Raw genomic sequence first — 18,593 nt, 5'->3', positions numbered from 1 at the left:
AATCATGCCCTTGCTGGATTCCAGTCAAGGGCTTTTTTATACAGCATGCTTTTTGGTAACCAGTCAAAACTGGTTTACTTAACCGCTTTTGAATGTTCGTGAACACAGGCTCATTGCTGAGTACCTATGCACTGTGGTGCATCTGATTTACTTCTCTGACAAAATCCTGTCAATGCTGAAAATTCTGCGTATATATCAATACGTGGCATTTAACTTTATTACAGCTAAGTATGCGGCAAGTTTCCTTAATAGCTATTTGGACGAGGGTTCGAATCCCTTCGGCTCCTTCTTAATGATGAGTATATTATTATAAAAGACGGTAAATGAAAAAGTCCAACTCTTAAAACTGAGTTGGACTTTCTTATATATTTTTTTTAATAGACTTTATCTTCCTAATGCCTCGTAGATTTCGGCACTTAATAACCCACTTCCACCACCATAGTGTTGTACTATCTTAATGTTGGGGTTAGCTGACTTAAAGTAGGCTGCTAATGAATCTTCCGAAGATGGTTCAATTCCTCCTCCCAATAATACCAATTTAAACGATTGGTTATTGAAGGCAGCAACTGCTTCTTCATCGGTAATGCATCCGGTTGCCTTCCAATCCGGATTATTGTTTACCAGCCGTACCACGGTTTGTAATATCTCGGGATGCCGGCCTATTACTAATATCTGTGTTTGGTTCATGATTTAATGTTTATGGTTACAAGTTTTGCCGGAAACCCATCCCTGCATCATCAAAGCAGAGACGGGACCGACAACATCACTCATCATCAAAAAAGATCTTAAAATTTCATCGGTACATCAATCAGCAAGAACTCGGCTTCAGTGTTTGCCTTAATGGTAAATTGATCAGTATCCCAAATACCCAGTGCATCGCGGCTGTTTAGTACTTGTCCGTTTATCTCAACTTCGCCATCTAAAATGAATGCATAAACGCCGTTACCTTCTTTTTTAATAGTGTATTCGGTACTGATATCTTTATCAAATTTGCCTAAGTGAAACCAGGCATCCTGATGTATCCAAACACCGGCATCGTCCGGATTTGGGGATAATACTTGTTGTAATTTGTTATGTCTGTCTGCTAAGTTCAAGCTTATCTGATCATACCTTGGCGTTACATTTCTTTTGTTAGGGTATATCCAGATCTGCAGAAACTTCACATCGCTGTTTCTGTCGTTGTTGTATTCACTGTGGTAAATACCGGTACCGGCGCTCATGGCTTGTATGTCGCCGTTTTTTATAACAGCTTTGTTATGCATACTGTCTTTATGCTGTAAGTCGCCCTCTAACGGTATGGAGATGATCTCCATATTATCGTGCGGGTGCTCGCCAAAACCCATTCCGCCGTCTACGGTATCATCGTTTAATACACGCAGAGCGCCAAAATTCATTCTTTCGGGATTGTAATAGCCTGCAAAACTAAATGACTGATAGCTGCTTAACCACCCGTGATTTGCGTGACCGCGGGTTTCGGCCTTATGTAAAATCGTTTGTGACATGATGTTTACCTTTTGATTTATATATCAAATTTACGGTACACAAAATGGGGGGCACTTGATGTAGGTTAAGAAATAATAATCAAGATATTATTATCGTCTTTTGATCATTTCACTGCGCATGCGGCTAAAAAATTCTGGGGTTACGCCAATGTATGATGCTATTTGCTTTTGGGGTAAATTATCTATCAGGGTTGGGTATCGCTTACAAAAATTATTGTAACGTTCCTCAGCCGTAAGGCTAAGGCCATCGATGAGCCTTTGCTGACTGGCTACCAATGAGTTTTCAACAAGTATTCTGAAGAAATGCTCAAACTTAGGTATTTCGAGGTATAATTTTTCCTGGTTGGCTTTTGAGAGTAATAATACCTCGGTATCTTCCAAGGCTTCAATATTCAGCATGCCTGGTTTTTGCGATAACAGGCTATACATATCAGCTATCCACCAATCGGGCGGGGCAAAGTTCAGCACATGTTCAATACCACCTTTATCCACAGTATACCCCCTTAAACAGCCCGAGGTAACAAAGGCCGAATATTTACATATATCACCATCGGTAAGCAAAAACTGTTTACGTTTTATCTTTTTGGTTTGAAGATATGCGGTAAATACATCCTGCTCTTCTTTAGTTAGATTGATATGTTTGGCTATATTCTGAAGTATGAGGTTAAGTGGCATATGCAAAAATGAGTTTTATTTGCTTTAATGAGCAATGGTGCAGGTAATTATTATTTCAAGAATGATGTTTCTTTTTAATAAAATGTAAATTAGCTTTAGTAAACCTGTAATTGTGCCTGTGCCGATGTTAATGAAGTTATTGATGCCAAAATAAAGGTATGTTATGCTCATAAAGCAGGATTTATAAATTAAAAATTATTGATATGATTGTGAATACCTGAAGCCCTTATTGCGAAGGTATTTTATACACATTGAACCTAAATTGCATTTCCAATTAAATGCATGAAGTAATTATTAATAGGTAACCTTATGATGAAGAATTATGCTTTAGTGATCTGGATGATTGTTCTTTTTACATCGCCGGCAATGGCACAGCAAAAATTTAACGGACTTGATGTAAACCTGGGTAATATTTACCGTTTATCGGATGCTAAAACAAGATCTATCAGTCCTGAAAATTTTAATGGTGAAAAGGGAAAGGGTGGCATGGCCACAACCGGAACGGGAGCTAATGCTTCGCGCGATCTGGGCCAGACCTGGAAGGTGAGCCCAAGTGTAATTGTCAAAAAAGGAACTACATATACTATTGCCGAAATTGATGGCCCGGGAGCTATTCAGCATATCTGGATGACACCTACCGGCAACTGGCGTTATTCTATACTGCGTTTTTATTGGGACGACGAAACCACCCCATCTGTAGAAGTACCTGTTGGTGATTTTTTTGGCATGGGTTGGGGCAAATATGCTCCCCTTCAATCGTTGGCTGTGGCTGTTAATCCCGGCAGTGCGTTCAATTGTTATTGGCCGATGCCTTTTCGTAAAAAATGCCGCATAACTATGGAGAATATCGACGATAAAGACATGGTGCTATATTATCAGGTTGATTATACGCTTACACAGGTACCGGATGATGCCGGCTATTTCCATGCACAGTTCAGGCGCGTTAACCCACTACCCTATAAAAAAGATTTTGTTTTGGTTGATAGCATACAGGGTAAAGGCCAGTATGTGGGAACTTATCTCGCTTATGGCTCCAACAAAAACGGCTGGTGGGGCGAGGGTGAGATCAAATTTTTTATGGATGGCGATACCAAATTTCCTACTATAAACGGAACCGGAACGGAAGACTACTTTTGCGGATCATATGATTTTGATACTCATCATAAAGATGCCAACGGCAAGGAAGAAGAGAAAACCGAATACACAGAATTTTGCAGCCCCTACAGCGGCCTGCACCAGGTGATCCGCGGAGATGGTCATTATAACATAGCACAACGTTTTGGCTTATACCGCTGGCATATTACCGATCCTATCCGGTTTGAGAAAAGCCTTAAGGTTACTATTCAGGCATTGGGCTGGCGGCATGATGGCCGATATATGCCGTTGCAGGATGATATTGCTTCAACTGTATTCTGGTATCAAACCGAACCGCACGGGCCTTTCCCCAAACTCCCCTCACGTGATCAACTGGAAGTTAATTAAATGTTGAATATAAATCTACCTGATGAAACTGTACAAAATAGCTAAGGGCATTTTATTGGAACATAACAACGCTGCTTATATTATTGATGATGAATGGGACAGCCTGATCAATCGCGATAATCTGGCCGAATACCTTCAACAGGTATCTGCCGATACTACAGCGGTAAGCGAAGAGGTAAAAGCTGAATTTTTAAATGGAAAGCTGTTAGCGCCTATTGGCAGCCAGGAAGTTTGGGCAGCAGGTGTTACCTACCTCAAAAGCAGGGACGCGCGTATGGAGGAGTCTGAAACATCTGGCGGTGCGAGTTTATACGATAAGGTATATGATGCCCCAAGGCCCGAGTTGTTTTTTAAGGCCATGCCGTACCGTGTGGCTGGGCCGGGTCAGGAAGTTTATATTCGTAAAGATTCCGAATGGAACGTGCCCGAACCTGAGCTTACCCTATTCATCAATTCTAAAGGAGCTATTCAGGGATATACTATTGGTAACGATATGAGCTCGCGCAGCATTGAAGGGGAAAATGCTCTGTATTTGCCGCAGGCTAAAATATACGAACGGAGCGCTGCCCTTGGCCCATGTTTACTGGTATCGCCAACACCAATAGCTACAGAATCGGCCATTAAAATGATCATCAGGCGAAATAATGAAATTGTTTATGAAGATGCTACAACCGTATCGCGCATTAAACGCTCCTTTACCGAACTGGCAGGTTATTTATACAGCGAATGTGATTTCCCAGCAGGTAGTTTTTTAATGACAGGTACCTGCTTGGTTCCTCCGGCCACTTTCACGCTTCAGCAGGGAAATGTGGTGGAGATCACCATTGACGGGATTGGTACCCTGACCAACACTATTAACCTGAATCCAAAACATAAATAATTAGGGCATGAAAACGGCCAAAACCTTACTTTTTGCTATAGTGATCACCGTTTTCAGCGCATGCGATATAAAAATGGAACCAGCCGTTAAAGGAACTTTTGGGTATGATCTGGAATTTTTAAAAGCCAGGGATAGTATTGTTGTTTTAAAAAATGAGGATGGCAACAGCCAGATCATTGTTTCGCCCAAATACCAGGCTAAGGTTTTTACCTCAACAGCCAATGGGCTTAAAGGAAAAAGCTTTGGTTGGATAAAGTATGAAACCTTTGATGCCCCGCATCCGGATGAACATATGAACGCTTTTGGCGGCGAAGACAGGCTTTGGCTTGGCCCGGAGGGTGGCAGGTTTTCCCTGTTCTTTAAGCCCGGAACCAAAATGGAGTTTGAAAACTGGCATACTCCGGCAGCTGTTGATAATGAAAGCTGGCAAAAGGTTACATCGTCAGGAACAAAGGTTTCACTCAGTAAAACTACTCAGCTGCTAAACTATGCAGGTACTAAACTTTCTATAAAGTTAGAACGTGATATTGAAATACTGGAACCGAAATTTATACAACAGACTTTAGGAATTGAATTGACTGATAAGATAAAATCTGTAGGTTTCAGTACTCAAAACAAAATTACTAATGCCGGAGACAATACCTGGGATAAAACCAGCGGTGCACCCTGCCTGTGGAATCTGGATATGTTTACTCCATCGCCTAAAACGGTAATTGTTGTACCTTACCAAGAAGGTGCAACGGGCAAAATAGCAACCACAAATTACTTTGGAGAAATTGCTAATAACAGGATAGCTTATAAAAACGCTGTTTTATTGTTCAAGGCCGATGGAAAATCAAGGGGAAAATTAGGCCTTCCACCGAACCATGCCAAAAATATGGCCGGTAGTTATGATGAAGCCAACAAGGTACTAACTATTACCCTTTTTACTCTTGACAGTAAATCCGATTATTTAAACCAGGAATGGAAACCCGATACCGAGCCATTTACCGGCGATGCTGTTAATGCTTACAACGACGGGCCATTGGCCAATGGCAGCCAGATGGGCCCTTTTTATGAATTGGAAAGCGTATCGCCTGCGGCGTTTTTAAAGCCAGGTGAAAGCTTATCGCATCAGCACAGCGTAATCCATTTTACAGGTGATGAAGAAGCTTTAAATAAAATAGCGATCAAGACACTTGGTATTTCATTGCATGATATTACAACCACATTTAAGTAAACTATAAAACCTAATTATAAACCAATTACCAACCCTCCAAATGGCCAAAGACAAAAATTTATTTGCAGTAGCACTCATTACCTCCCTGTTCTTTATTTGGGGCTTTGCATTAAACCTTAATCCGATATTGATACCTCACTTAAAAAAGGCCTGTCAGTTGACAGACCTGCAATCATCACTGGTTGATTCGGCATCATATATCGCTTATTTTTTATTGCCGATACCTGCCGCGCAGTTCATGAAGCGCTATGGTTACAAGGGGGGGATCTTATTAGGATTGGTATTATTTTCGGCAGGGGCATTTTTGTTTTACCCGGCATCAATAGTGAGGAATTACGCTTTTTTCCTGGGCGCGCTGTTTATCATATTTTCGGGTGCTGCCTTTTTAGAAACAGCTGCCAATCCGTACATCACGGTATTGGGCGATCCAAAAAGTGCTACTCAGCGAATAAACTTTGCACAAATGTTTAACGGTTTTGCAGCTGTATCTGCAGCATACATTGGTGGTAATGTGATCTTATCGGGTAAAACATTAACGTCCGCACAAGAATCAGCCATGTCGGCAGATCAGTTGAATACCTATCTGCTTAAAGAAGCATCATCAGTTCAATTACCTTTTATCATTATTGGTGTTGTGGTGTTGGTTGTAGCCATACTTTTATACCGTACCCACTTACCCCAAATTGTTGAGGAGGGTGAGGGTATGGAACTGCACGATAGCTTGCCTTTGATACAAAGAATAAGCGCATTATTTAAAGAGAAGAATTTAAGATTCGGTGTTATAGCCCAATTTTTTTATGTAGGAGCGCAAGCTTGTGTAGGTAGTTTTTTTATCCGTTTTTCGGAACGCGTGGCGGGGATGGACGAAAAATTGGCCGCGATTTATTTATCGGCTGCTCTATTTGCATTCTTGGCCGGCCGGTTGGTAGGTACATTTTTAATGACTTTTATTAACCCGGTAAGGCTGTTAGCAATTTATGGTATCACCAATGTAGCTTTAATTGTGATCTCGGTTTTCCTTCATGGCAAGTTCCCGGTGTTTGCCTTAATAGCGGTAGAGTTTTTTATGTCGATCATGTTTCCGACCATATTCTCATTAAGTATTCGTGGTTTGGGTTCAAAAACGAAGGAGGGTTCATCCCTGGTGATCATGGCTATTGTGGGTGGTGCGGTTTTCCCGCCAATTATGGGTCGTGTATCTGACCTAACCAATATTCAGATTGCTTACCTGGTACCGGCAGCCTGTTTTCTGTTTGTGTTTTATTTTGCCATTCGGAATCTGAAAGTAAAAGAGGTAAAACTATCTGTTTCACATTAATAAGTATTGAAATAATTATAACATATAACAATGAATTTAGAACTCACAGATAAAGTAATTATAGTTACAGGTGGTGCCAAGGGCATTGGCGAGGGCATTGTAAAAGTGCTGGCGAGCGAGGGTGCTGTACCTGTAATAGTGGGCCGTGTGGAGGCTGATAACTTAAAAGTGGTACACGAGGTAGAAGCAGCCGGGGGTAAAGCCTTCCAGGTTGTGGCAGAACTTACAGATCCTGAAGCCTGCGAAAATGCGGTTAAGGCTGTAGTTGCCCAGTTTGGCCGTATAGATGGCTTGGTGAACAATGCTGGTGTAAATGATGGCGTGGGTTTAGAGAGTGGCGACTATGAAGCTTTTATAGCTTCGCTGCATAAAAATGTGGTGCATTATTACCTGATGGCCCACCATGCATTGGCCGAGCTAAAAAAATCAAAGGGAGCTATATTGAACATAACCTCAAAAACTGCGGATACCGGGCAGGGGCATACATCAGGTTATGCGGCATCAAATGGTGGCCGTAATGCTTTAACCCGTGAATGGGCCGTTGAACTTTTGAAATATGGCGTGCGCGTAAATGCCATTGTAGTAGCCGAATGCTGGACACCCCTTTACGCCAACTGGATAAAAACACTAAGTGATCCGGAAGCAAAACTGCGTGAAATAGAATCAAAGATACCACTGGGCAACCGCATGACCACATCTGAGGAAATTGCGAATACTACAGCGTTCCTGTTATCGCCAAGATCAAGCCATACCACAGGGCAACTTATATATGTTGACGGTGGTTATGTTCATTTGGATAGGGCATTAGCCAACGCTTAAAACCAATTATAAAACAAAGAAGCCATACATTTAAATGTATGGCTTCTTTGTTTTACAGCAATATATAATGTGAGGGCTTAATATTTACTTAGCGCTACATTATAAATGCTTTAAGATATTTCTGCGCGTATTCGCCCCAATCTTTCATTACAGAGGTGAGGGTGGTATAAAGCGATTTGTTATTCACAGCTTTGCCTTTTTTTGGAGCGGCTAATGCTTTTTCTTCAATTGGTATATCCTCAACTTTGGTGGCAAACCAGGTAACATTTTCATGTGGAAGGGCTACCCCCAGTATCATACCAGGCAAGCCGTTAAAAAATTCTGGCCCCCCGGTAACGGGTATTTCGTCTGTGTAAAAGGCAACCACGTAAATCGAGTCCAATATCAGCGCGTTGGCCCTGCGGCAGGTATAACCGGCAATGTCGCGTGTTTCGCTGGTGATTTTCCAGTTAATTTTTCGTGTACTGTCCTTAACCAAAAAGGTTTCTTCAAATACCTTTTTCTGATTAATGATAGTGTTGGTTGCCAAATCGGTATAAATGGTATTTACCTGGTTGGCCATAGGACTGTCACCAAAAAATCCATTAGATTGGGTTTCGGGCTCAATAGGTGTAAATAGAGTTCTGTTATTATCAAAATTAAGTGTGCTCTTTAATACCTTGAACTGTTTTTGCGTTTTTCTATAGGAATCAAAGGCCGGCCTTAAAAAGCTTTCATTATCCTTGGTTATCTGCTTTTGAAATAGTGCAAACATGTTGATCGTTTTTTCAAACGTAATGGAGCCATGTTCAGTAAAATGCTTGTTTTGAGCAAACAATCCGTTGTTGCCAAGCATGAAAATTACGGCTGTAAATAATATAATTTGTTTCATAATTATTGCTTTTTAGGTGCTCCGCCGCCCATATGATTAAAATCCCAAACGAGGGAAAGCATAAAATATCTTTTAATAGTAGTATATCGTTCCTGGGTTAAAATATTGGCAGATCCGGTACGATTGTATCCTGTATTCTGATTTAACAGATCGTTGCCAGAAACGCTAATTTTCAAGCTTTCATCCTTCATGAAAGACTTGGTAATGTTGGCATTTAAAGTGGTGCGCCTAAAATCCTGGTTAAAGGATTGGGTTGGGGCATTATACTGGTAGTTGGCATCGCTACCTATCTGGAATTTGGCAGGCAGGTAAATATTAAAGCCTGCATAAGCGTTAAACCCGCGTCCGTTATTATTGATCTGTTGTAACGATGAAGAGTTTACTGTATAGGTTGGGCCTGCACCACCCCAAAAATCATATTTTTTTTGTTTATACTTTGATATCCTTACGGTTGCAGAATAGTTATTGGCCTTAGTTTCGTTGAGTTGATTGTTGGTAAGGTTAAAATAGTTGTTTCCATTCATGTTTAAACCAATACCCGCATTAATATCAACTTTAGGTATCTTTTGATCAAAATAAGTACTAAAATAGTAGTTAGTTGTTTGGTGCCCTTTCAAATTTGATGATTGGTAGGTACTTACCCCGGCAGAATCTGTGTTTACGTTATTAACGATAGGGTTAATAGTACGCGAATATGAACCATTAATCCATATAGATTGCCCACTGATTACTTTATAAGAACTGTAACTTGCACTAATGCGGTTGGTAAATGAAGGTTTAAGATCAGGGTTGCCGAGTGTAATATTTAACGGATCTGTGTTTACCCGAACAGGCTGTATCTGATCTATACCGGGTTGGGTAGTATTGCCATTATAGTTTATCCTGAAAGCTTCCTGCTGCGAAAATTTATACATAAACGTAGCCTGAGGATACCAGTTTACAAAATTACGAGTTAGCGTATTGTTGGTAAATTCATCAATCTGTTTGAAATTTACAGTTGATACCTTGCTGCCAAAATTGAAGGTTGATTTTTTCTTTTTGTAACTAAAAACTGCTCCAAACTGGTTTGATAGCTGGTTAAGCTTAAAATTATTGCTCAGGCTGCTATCCAGCAAGTTATATTGATCAGCACCAGACATATCAAATGAACGCCTGTCTGACCGGCCGTTATTAACATTAAGGCCATAATTGAAGAGTACAGAAAATACTTTAGTTATGGGCTCAGAATAGGTAATGTTTGTGTTAAGAATAGAGCTTTTGCTTAAGCCGGTTTTATACTGGTCAATTTTTCGAGTACTATCGGGTTTGCTCTGGTTGTTATAGTAATTGATCTCCGAGTTCAGGAAACCATTTGATTTACTCTCATTGTAGGCTTCAGTTATACTTACAGAAAAACTGCGACCGGTTTTTTTGAATTTTTTAGTGTAAAGTAAACTGGCGTTTAAAATCTTTTGATCGCCATTGTTAGTAGTAGTGCGCTTATTGTTGTTAAGTAAAGAGCTGTCCCTACGTAAGCTTGTTGTGTTATATTCATTATTAGTTACGGTAGTTTTGGTAGTGCCGTCAATCATCAGCTTTAAGTTTGATGAAGTGTCTAACTTAAGCTGATAGGTAGCATCAAGCTTTTGCCTGAAAATGTGATTATGAAAAGTTTGGTCGCTGTTGCTGTTGAAAAATGTTTGCGGCAGGTTGTTTTGTGTTTGTGTATTGCGGGTTCCATCCACATTTAATGAACCTATTTTGTAATTGGTGTTGATGGATTCTTTGTCGCTATTCCACTTGGTATCATAGTGCAGACCACCCGTTCTGGCCAGTGGTATACCTTGCCCATTGTACTGCCCATTGAATGAGTCGAGCCCATCATCGCCACCGCCGCCGCCATAAAAATATACTTCACCACCATCACCAAATTCAAGACCGCCTGAACTTCCGTATTTTGAATTATCCTGCCAACCTAAGCCGGTTTTTCCGGTATTACCAATGGTGCCATAAACCGAAAACTTTTGTTTAGCCTTAAAGCGGTTAAACATGATCTGTTGCTGATAATATTTATCTGTACCGCCATCTGCATCTACTTTGCCAAAGTAGCCATTCTTTTTATCCTCCTTTAGTTTGATGTTGATGGTTTTATTCTTTACCCCATCGTCTATCCCGGTGAATGATGCCTGGTCACTTTTTTTATCATACAATTGAACCTTATCAACCATATCAGCCCTTAGATTTTTGGTAACCAGGGTTGGGTCGTCGCCAAAAAACTCTTCTCCGTCAACCAATACTTTATTTACACTTTGGCCCTGCGCGGTAATTTTGCCGTCCTTATCAACCTGTATTCCGGGGAGCTCTTTAAGCAAATCCTCAACTTTAGCATTTGGCTGTACAGTAAACGCGGCAGCATTAAACTCGGTGGTATCACCTTTTATTTTAATAGCCGCAGCTTTGGCTTTAACTATAACTTCGGCAAGCAGCTTAGTTTTCAATGTCATTTTAATACTGCCAAAATCATGTGTGGTATGTACCGAGTCGAGTGTAAAGCGGTCAACAAAATCAGCATAACCGGGATAGGTAACCAGTAGTATAAACTTCCCCTTTTTAAGATTATTCATCGCAAAATTACCATCATGAACCCTGGTGAATTTTTGAAGAATAGAATCTTTGGCATTTAATACGCTAACAGTAGTATTAGTGAGTTTAGAATTAGAGGCCGTATCAGCAACCGAGCCCCTGATAGAATAATTGCTTTGTGCTAATACCGAAACAGTACTTATACAAAGTATTATTAATGCAGTAATTGTGATTTTCATAAGGTTATTTGTGATCGCAAGGTATAACTAAAACCTTAGTATTTAAAAGGGTTTAACATTTTAAGCTGTTATTTCAACATTTAATAATTGTTAACTTTTATAAGTTGTTTATTATTAATTACTTATTTTAAAAACGAGAGGTGTGATAAATCCTAAGATTATTAATGATTTAGTTGGATTGTGTAGTATTGAAATAATATGCTGGTAGTAATAAAAAATATAATTTCGATAATAATATTTTACCATGAAAAATTACAATAGTTAAATAGTATTATTGATGATGATAAAGCTTAAAGTTTCTTATTGAATTAGTGAACTGCTAAAATGCCGCGAACAAAAAGCAGATGAACTTAAAATAAGAGTATGTGCAGCTTATGGTTTAAATTATTATAATTATAGCCACGTTAAAACGGTAACGCTCCTTAAAATTTTATGTACATGTATGCAGGAGGGGCCCTATGGTTTACTTGGTGCAGGTATAAAAACGTAATAATATCTATGAAAAACATTCTATTTTCCTGTTGCCTTGTTGCTTTATCTGCTACCGGTTATGCGCAAAGCCCGGCTCCTGTTAAACTGCCGGAAAAAACAGCTTTCCAAACCGGAAGCCCATGGATCCCCGAAATTGATTTGCGATCGGATATTGCCATTGTTTACGGGGCTAATGATCGCCCGGGCCTTACCTTTGAGCAAAGAGTGCAATCCTGGCGAGATCATGGCTATCAGGTAAACTTCATGACCGGGATAGCCTGGGGCGACTATAAAGATTATTTTTTGGGTAAATGGGATGGTAAAAATCACCTTGGCGTAGGCCAGGTAACCATGAAAGGAGATACCATCTTCCACGGGAAAGATATGCCTTATGTAGTGCCCGATGATTCGTTTATCGAATACATGAAAACCGCCGTGGTTAAAAAAGTGATCAATGCGGGCATTACCACCATCTTTTTAGAAGAGCCCGAATTTTGGGCACGTGCCGGATACAGCGCGGGCTTTAAAGAACAATGGCAAAAATATTACGGCTTCCCTTGGAAACCACAGGATGCATCGGCAGAAAACACCTACCTGTCAAGCAAGCTTAAATATCACCTGTATTATGAAACCATTAAGCAGGTATCCAACTATGCTAAAGAGTATGGTAAAAGTAAGGGCTTGGATATAAAAGTTTTCATTGCTACACACTCACTGGTAAATTATTCGTCATGGCAAATTGTAAGCCCGGAGGCAAGTTTAGCTTCGCTGCCAGGTATTGATGGCTACATAGCGCAGGTGTGGACGGGAACGTCACGCGAGCCTACATTTTTTAATGGCGAGCGTAAGGAGCGTGTATTTGAAAACGCATTTCTTGAATATGGTTCGGTAGTTTCCATGACCGCCCCAACAGGCCGCAAGGTGTTTTTCCTGACCGACCCGATTGAGGATTGGCCGCGCGACTGGAGCGACTACAAACGGAACTACCAGGCCACCTTTACTGCAAAGTTATTATACCCTATGGTTGCCGATTATGAAGTAATGCCATGGCCCGAGCGTATTTATACTCATCCGTACAAGGTTGCCAACAGCGATACCAAAGTATTGATCCCTCAGTATTACTCAACCCAGATGCAAATTATGGTGAATGCATTAAACAGCATGCCGGCTTCAACCAATAAAGTAACCGGGGTAAACGACATTGGTGTATTGATGAGTAACACATTGATGTTTCAACGATTCCCGACACATAACGGGTTTGAAGATCCGCAGTTCTCTAACTTTTACGGGCAAACGCTGCCTTTGTTAAAACGTGGCATTCCAGTACAAACGGTGCATATGGAAAACCTCGAATACCCTGCTTCTCTAAAAGATATTAAGGTGCTGGTGATGAGTTACTCGAACATGAAACCTGTATCGGCAGCGGTACACACCTACCTGGCCAACTGGGTAAAACAAGGCGGTGTTTTGGTTTATTGCGGGCGTGATGATGATCCATACCAAACCGTAATGGAATGGTGGAACACGAATGAGAATAAATTCAGCGCGCCATCACAGCACCTGTTTAAACTGTTGGATATCAACCCAACCGGTGCCGATCAGCAATTTAAGGTAGGTAAGGGAGCGGTTTATGTAATGAAGCAAAATCCAAAAGAATATGTATTGGAGGCTGATAAGGATGCGGCCTACATTGATGCTGTAAAAAAGGCTTATGAAAAAGATGCTAAGGCAGGCAAACTTACATTTAAAAATAACCTTTACCTGGAGCGCGGCCCTTATGACGTAGTTTCTGTAATGGATGAAAACGCTGATAGTAAGCCTTACACCATCAAAGGCCCGGTGATTGATCTGTTTGATCCGCAATTACCGGTACTTGCTGAAAAGGTTATTAACCCTGGCGAGCAATCATTACTTTATGTAGTGAAACGCGTGCCTAACAAAAAACAACCGCAGGTATTAGCATCGGCATCAAGGATATATGACGAACAAACACAGGATAACAGTTATTCATTTGTGGCTAAAAGTCCATCAAAAACATTAAATAGTGTACGTGTGCTGCTACCCGGGCAACCTAAGGAAACAAAAGTAACTGACAGCGGTGGGCAAACCATTAGCGATGTAAAAACGTCATGGGATGCATCATCAAATACCCTGTACCTTGGTTTTGCCAATAGCCCCGATGGTATTAAGGTTGATTTGAAATGGTAAACCCGATAGATAAAGAATCATAATACGCGGGGAGGGGTAAATTTTGCTCTTCCCCGCGTTATTTGAAGGTATTGACTCAGCTTGGGAATGGTTAATTTATGATTTAAATTTCATCATATTTCCAAACGTTTACGTTACCTTAACAGGTAATTTTTATTATTTGAAAATACTGATATAAATATGATTTTCAGCCTGTATATTGCAGGCTGCTTAATCGTTTTACCAAACCCCGAAAAGTAGTTTAATAAGTTGTAATGAAAAAAATATTTCTCCTGGCATTTGCCTTTCTGCCCCTGATGTCGTCGGCTCAGGTTGGCAGTACCACGAATCCTGTTGATTACATTAATCCGCTGATGGGTACCGACTCAAAACCGGCCCTTTCAAACGGTAATACTTACCCGGCTGTAGCCCTGCCATGGGGTATGAACTTCTGGACGCCGCAAACCGGTAAAATGGGTAATGGCTGGCAATACACTTACAGTTCAGATAAAATAGTAGGATTTAAACAAACACACCAGCCATCGCCATGGATGAATGATTATGGTATGTTTTCCATATTCCCGGAAACAGGCTCGTTAAAATTAGATGAGGCAAAACGCGCCAGCTGGTTCTCGCACAAAGCAGAGATAGCAAAGCCGTACTACTATAGCGTTTACCTGGCCGATTATGATGTAACTACAGAGATCACCCCGACAGAACGCGCCGCTAATTTCCGGTTCACATTCCCTAAAAGTGACAGCTCGCACATCATAATTGATGCGTTTAATAAAGGCTCGTATGTTAAAATTATACCCGGCGAGAAAAAGATCATCGGTTACAGCACCCGCAACAGCGGCGCGGTGCCTGCTAACTTCAAAAACTACTTTGTTATTTATGTAGATAAACCTTTCGAATTAGCATCTACCTGGCACGATTGGCAAAAAGACGGATCATTAGAGTACACCGGCGACCATGCTGGCGCTGTGCTTACCTTTAAAACTAAAAAAGGCGAGCAGGTTCACTTACGTGTGGCTTCATCATTTATCAGCACGGAGCAGGCCGAACTTAACTTAAAACGCGAGCTGGCTAATGATAGCTTTGATGCTACCGAGCAAAAAGCAAAAGCAACCTGGAATAAAACGCTGAGCCATTTAACCGTTGAGGGCGGTACTATTGACCAAACCCGCACTTTTTATTCAAGCTTGTACCGAATGCTTTTCTTCCCTAATAAATTATATGAGGTTGATGCTAAAGGACAAACTGTACACTACAGCCCTATTAACGGCAAGGTGGAGCAAGGTTACTACTTTGCGGGTACTGGTTTCTGGGATACATTCAGGGCACTCTATCCGTTCCTGAACCTGGTTTATCCGTCAATGAACAAAGAGATGCAGCAAGGCCTGGTAAATTCATATAAAGAAGGTGGCTGGTTACCGGAGTGGTCAAGCCCGGGTTATGCCGATTGTATGATAGGCAACAACTCAGCATCGGTAGTGGCCGAAGCTTACTTAAAAGGTTTACGCGGTTACGATATTGAATCATTGTACCAAGCTCTTAAACATGGTGCCAACAACGAAGGCCCTAACGCTACAGGCCGCAGAGGTGTAAATTATTACAACACACTGGGTTATGTACCTTATGATGTTAAGATCAACGAAAATGCTGCCCGTACCTTAGAGTATGCCTATGACGATTTTGCAATTTACCAGTTAGGTAAAGCCTTAGGCAAACCAGCATCAGAAATTGATATTTATAAAAAACGCAGCCAGAACTACCGTAACCTGTTTGATCCATCAACCAAGTTAATGCGTGGTAAAAATAAAGACGGCTCGTTTGAAACACCATTCAATCCGTTTAAATGGGGTGATGCCTTTACCGAAGGTAACAGCTGGCACTACAGCTGGAGCGTTTTCCACGATATACAAGGTTTAATAAACCTGGTTGGTGGCAAACCTCAATTTGCAGCCAAGCTTGATTCGGTATTTACCATGCCACCTGTATTTGATGATAGCTATTACGGTGTAACCATTCACGAGATCCGCGAAATGCAGATAGCCGGTATGGGTCAGTACGCTCATGGTAACCAGCCAATACAGCACATGATATACCTGTACAACTATGCAGGCGAGCCATGGAAAACACAATACTGGGCACGTGAAACCATGAACAAGCTATATAAAGCGGTACCTGATGGTTACTGCGGTGACGAGGATAACGGCCAAACATCTGCCTGGTATGTGTTCTCGGCAATGGGCTTTTACCCGGTAACCCCAGCCAGCGATCAGTATGTATTAGGAGCACCACTATTTAAAAAACTGACAGTTAATCTGGAAAATGGTAAAAAGATCACCATTAATGCACCTAAAAACAGTGCTGATAATAAATATGTTAACGCGCTAAATGTTGATGGTAAAGCCTATGATTTCAACTGGTTAAGTCATAAAGCATTATTGAATGGTGCCGAACTGAACTTTGATATGTCGGCCACGCCAAATAAAGTACGCGGTACCAAAGCTGCCGATGTGCCTTATTCAATGTCGAACGAGAAATAAAATTCGATAGCTGCCAACGTGCAAAATTAAACCTGCGAAGTTTTTTAAAACTTCGCAGGTTTTTTGCTTTAGGTGGGTTAAGGTTTTTTTAATACTCACCTTTTTGATAGATTTTAGAGAAAGACTTTGCTTCGTGATTCGCAGAAAAAGCCTCACCCAACCCTCTCCAAAAGAGAGGGCTTTAAAATATTTTAAAGTCTGCCCTTTTTGGGGAGATTAATCACAATTGCTTATTTTAAAATTGTGTTCATGAATACTTCGCAGTTTAGACGGGGCCTTTGCTTACTACCTCGCAACGACTCTTTTATATGTGGTTGTAGTTAGTTACTGCAAACTGCCCACCGAAAACTGCTAATTACTCCGCATCACTATTCCTTTTATAAGCCAGCCACACATAAAAAGGTATACCACCCATCAATAATAAAAAACCGTAATAAACAGCCTCTTTACCTGTGCCGGCAATTGTCCACAAGGCATAGCCAAAAGCCAGGATAGCCAAAGTTATTGCTCCGCTTAAATCACTAACCTGCTTTTGCTTTACCCTGATGATCAAATATGCGGCTGCCGAAAGCAGGTAAGGGATCAGTATGGAGAGCAGGGAAAGTAGCAGTAAAAACTTAAACTGCTCAACCAAGCCCTTGGTGTAGTTCATGCTCATGAAAATTGATACCATTACGCTGCTCACTAAAATACCTACATAAGGCACACCCTTCTTATTTTGACGCGCAAAGGCTGCCGGAAATAGTTTATCGTTGGCAATGGCAAAGGGCATCTGACCCTGTAGTAGCGTCCAGCCGTTGAGGGAGCCAAAGGCTGCAATGGCAATACCTGCACTTACCCAGTAGCGGGCGTTGCTGCCATAAATCACAACCGCGGCATCGGCAAAGGGCGTAACTGAGCGCTGCAAAGCTGCTGGCGCGATAATACCCATAACACTAACACTGCTTAATATATAAACCAGCGTAGCGATCAATAAACCCAATAAAGTAGCACGCGGAATAGTTTTTTCGGGATTAGCTACGCTGCCCGATGGTACGGTTGCACTTTCAATACCAATAAACGCAAACATGGTCATGGTTGCCGTTGCGGCCAATGCGCTGTACAATGATGTACCGCTGCCATTAAACGGACTGAAATTTTTGGCCTTAATAAAAAACAAACCGCCAATGGCCACCAATACAAGCGGTGTTATTTTTAAAATGGTAGTAATCAGTTGCACTTTACCACCGGCAACTACACCACGGGTATTAATATAGGTAAGCAGCCAAATGGTACACAAGCCAGTGGCTACAGCAGCAATGGCACTTGATGCAAGTACCGGAAAAAAGGTGCTCAATGCACTTACAAAGGAAATAGTTATAGCAGCATTGGCACATGAAACAGCCAGGTAATACCCCCAGGCAACCAGGAACCCGGCAAAATCGCCGAGGCCTGTGCGTGTATAGGCGTAAGGCCCACCAGTGGCATGGGGCAGCAATTTGCTCAGGTTACTGAAAACTTTGGCCAGGAAAAATGAACCTATGGTCGAAAATACCCAGCCCAACAAACCTATACTACCAAAGGAGGCCATGGCCGCGGGCATTAAGAATACCCCCGCGCCAATCATATTGCCTACCACTAAGGAGCTGCTTGTCCATAAACCTAATTTGTTTTTTGCTGAAGCTGATGAAGGCATTTTGATAAATTTTTTTGCGAAGATAAGATAGCATATTTATTTACGCTATCACCAAAATGAGGTAAATAAGCGGGTAATCATATCGGAGTTAAAAAATGTTAAAATTTACTAATAGCCAAATAGTTACGTTAGCTTTATTAG

General features: G+C 41.2%; 13 protein-coding genes. 7 read left to right on the top strand and 6 right to left on the bottom strand.

Features of this window, described 5'->3' with window-relative positions:
- Positions 1-384: 384 nt before the first annotated feature.
- The 3 genes from QWZ01_RS18295 to QWZ01_RS18285 form a co-directional block, all read right to left on the bottom strand.
- Complete coding sequence (locus QWZ01_RS18295; RefSeq protein WP_290325764.1) at positions 385-687, bottom strand: response regulator; 303 nt, start codon at positions 685-687, stop codon at positions 385-387.
- Positions 688-785: 98 nt separating this feature from the next.
- Positions 786-1,502 carry a pirin family protein gene (locus QWZ01_RS18290; protein WP_290325762.1) on the bottom strand — a complete coding sequence of 239 codons (717 nt, stop codon included), beginning with the start codon at positions 1,500-1,502 and terminating at the stop codon, positions 786-788.
- 90 nt (positions 1,503-1,592) lie between these two features.
- On the bottom strand, positions 1,593-2,177 hold the full coding sequence (locus QWZ01_RS18285; protein WP_290325759.1) for a Crp/Fnr family transcriptional regulator: 585 nt from the start codon (positions 2,175-2,177) through the stop codon (positions 1,593-1,595).
- Positions 2,178-2,486: 309 nt separating this feature from the next.
- Between QWZ01_RS18285 and QWZ01_RS18280 the strand changes: the two genes are divergently transcribed.
- The 5 genes from QWZ01_RS18280 to QWZ01_RS18260 are packed head-to-tail and all read left to right on the top strand — an operon-like array spanning position 2,487 to position 7,895.
- Entirely contained in the window at positions 2,487-3,659 is a 1,173-nt protein-coding gene (locus QWZ01_RS18280; protein ID WP_290325757.1) for a glycoside hydrolase family 172 protein, read from the top strand.
- Positions 3,660-3,681: 22 nt separating this feature from the next.
- On the top strand, positions 3,682-4,539 hold the full coding sequence (locus tag QWZ01_RS18275) for a fumarylacetoacetate hydrolase family protein (RefSeq protein WP_290325755.1): 858 nt from the start codon (positions 3,682-3,684) through the stop codon (positions 4,537-4,539).
- Positions 4,540-4,546: 7 nt separating this feature from the next.
- Positions 4,547-5,758 carry a DUF6786 family protein gene (locus QWZ01_RS18270; RefSeq protein ID WP_290325753.1) on the top strand — a complete coding sequence of 404 codons (1,212 nt, stop codon included), beginning with the start codon at positions 4,547-4,549 and terminating at the stop codon, positions 5,756-5,758.
- A gap of 40 nt (positions 5,759-5,798) precedes the next feature.
- Positions 5,799-7,076 carry an L-fucose:H+ symporter permease gene (gene fucP / locus QWZ01_RS18265; protein WP_290325751.1) on the top strand — a complete coding sequence of 426 codons (1,278 nt, stop codon included), beginning with the start codon at positions 5,799-5,801 and terminating at the stop codon, positions 7,074-7,076.
- A 30-nt stretch (positions 7,077-7,106) separates the two neighbouring features.
- A complete protein-coding gene (locus tag QWZ01_RS18260; RefSeq protein ID WP_290325749.1) occupies positions 7,107-7,895 on the top strand; it encodes an SDR family oxidoreductase in 789 nt (262 codons plus the stop codon).
- 94 nt (positions 7,896-7,989) lie between these two features.
- Here QWZ01_RS18260 and QWZ01_RS18255 read toward each other — a convergent pair whose 3' ends face one another.
- Positions 7,990-8,766: a GLPGLI family protein gene (locus QWZ01_RS18255; protein ID WP_290325747.1), complete on the bottom strand. Its 777-nt coding sequence runs from the start codon at positions 8,764-8,766 to the stop codon at positions 7,990-7,992.
- A 2-nt stretch (positions 8,767-8,768) separates the two neighbouring features.
- Complete coding sequence (locus QWZ01_RS18250; RefSeq protein ID WP_290325745.1) at positions 8,769-11,567, bottom strand: outer membrane beta-barrel family protein; 2,799 nt, start codon at positions 11,565-11,567, stop codon at positions 8,769-8,771.
- A gap of 498 nt (positions 11,568-12,065) precedes the next feature.
- Between QWZ01_RS18250 and QWZ01_RS18245 the strand changes: the two genes are divergently transcribed.
- The gene (locus tag QWZ01_RS18245) at positions 12,066-14,246 is read left to right on the top strand and encodes a hypothetical protein (RefSeq protein WP_290325743.1); all 2,181 of its coding nucleotides are present in this window, start codon (positions 12,066-12,068) and stop codon (positions 14,244-14,246) included.
- A gap of 254 nt (positions 14,247-14,500) precedes the next feature.
- Positions 14,501-16,777: a GH92 family glycosyl hydrolase gene (locus QWZ01_RS18240; protein ID WP_290325741.1), complete on the top strand. Its 2,277-nt coding sequence runs from the start codon at positions 14,501-14,503 to the stop codon at positions 16,775-16,777.
- 355 nt (positions 16,778-17,132) lie between these two features.
- Here the strand turns inward: QWZ01_RS18240 and QWZ01_RS18235 are convergent, their stop codons facing one another.
- Positions 17,133-18,452, bottom strand: a complete 1,320-nt coding sequence (locus QWZ01_RS18235) for an amino acid permease (protein ID WP_290325740.1) — start codon at positions 18,450-18,452, stop codon at positions 17,133-17,135.
- Positions 18,453-18,593: the final 141 nt, after the last annotated feature.

The sequence above is a fragment of the Mucilaginibacter aquaedulcis genome, assembly GCF_030409325.1.
GTDB classification, from domain to species: Bacteria; Bacteroidota; Bacteroidia; order Sphingobacteriales; family Sphingobacteriaceae; genus Mucilaginibacter; species Mucilaginibacter aquaedulcis.
This window is presented reverse-complemented; position numbering and strand designations above follow the sequence as displayed.

Bases quoted from the DNA above. Each gene is read 5' to 3' on its own strand.
- QWZ01_RS18260 (WP_290325749.1), top strand. From the start codon at position 7,107: ATGAATTTAGAACTCACAGATAAAGTAATTATAGTTACAGGTGGTGCC.
- fucP (WP_290325751.1), top strand. From the start codon at position 5,799: ATGGCCAAAGACAAAAATTTATTTGCAGTAGCACTCATTACCTCCCTG.
- QWZ01_RS18270 (WP_290325753.1), top strand. From the start codon at position 4,547: ATGAAAACGGCCAAAACCTTACTTTTTGCTATAGTGATCACCGTTTTC.
- QWZ01_RS18280 (WP_290325757.1), top strand. From the start codon at position 2,487: ATGATGAAGAATTATGCTTTAGTGATCTGGATGATTGTTCTTTTTACA.
- QWZ01_RS18285 (WP_290325759.1), bottom strand. From the start codon at position 2,177: ATGCCACTTAACCTCATACTTCAGAATATAGCCAAACATATCAATCTA.
- QWZ01_RS18290 (WP_290325762.1), bottom strand. From the start codon at position 1,502: ATGTCACAAACGATTTTACATAAGGCCGAAACCCGCGGTCACGCAAAT.
- QWZ01_RS18250 (WP_290325745.1), bottom strand. From the start codon at position 11,567: ATGAAAATCACAATTACTGCATTAATAATACTTTGTATAAGTACTGTT.
- QWZ01_RS18245 (WP_290325743.1), top strand. From the start codon at position 12,066: ATGAAAAACATTCTATTTTCCTGTTGCCTTGTTGCTTTATCTGCTACC.
- QWZ01_RS18255 (WP_290325747.1), bottom strand. From the start codon at position 8,766: ATGAAACAAATTATATTATTTACAGCCGTAATTTTCATGCTTGGCAAC.
- QWZ01_RS18295 (WP_290325764.1), bottom strand. From the start codon at position 687: ATGAACCAAACACAGATATTAGTAATAGGCCGGCATCCCGAGATATTA.
- QWZ01_RS18240 (WP_290325741.1), top strand. From the start codon at position 14,501: ATGAAAAAAATATTTCTCCTGGCATTTGCCTTTCTGCCCCTGATGTCG.
- QWZ01_RS18275 (WP_290325755.1), top strand. From the start codon at position 3,682: ATGAAACTGTACAAAATAGCTAAGGGCATTTTATTGGAACATAACAAC.
- QWZ01_RS18235 (WP_290325740.1), bottom strand. From the start codon at position 18,452: ATGCCTTCATCAGCTTCAGCAAAAAACAAATTAGGTTTATGGACAAGC.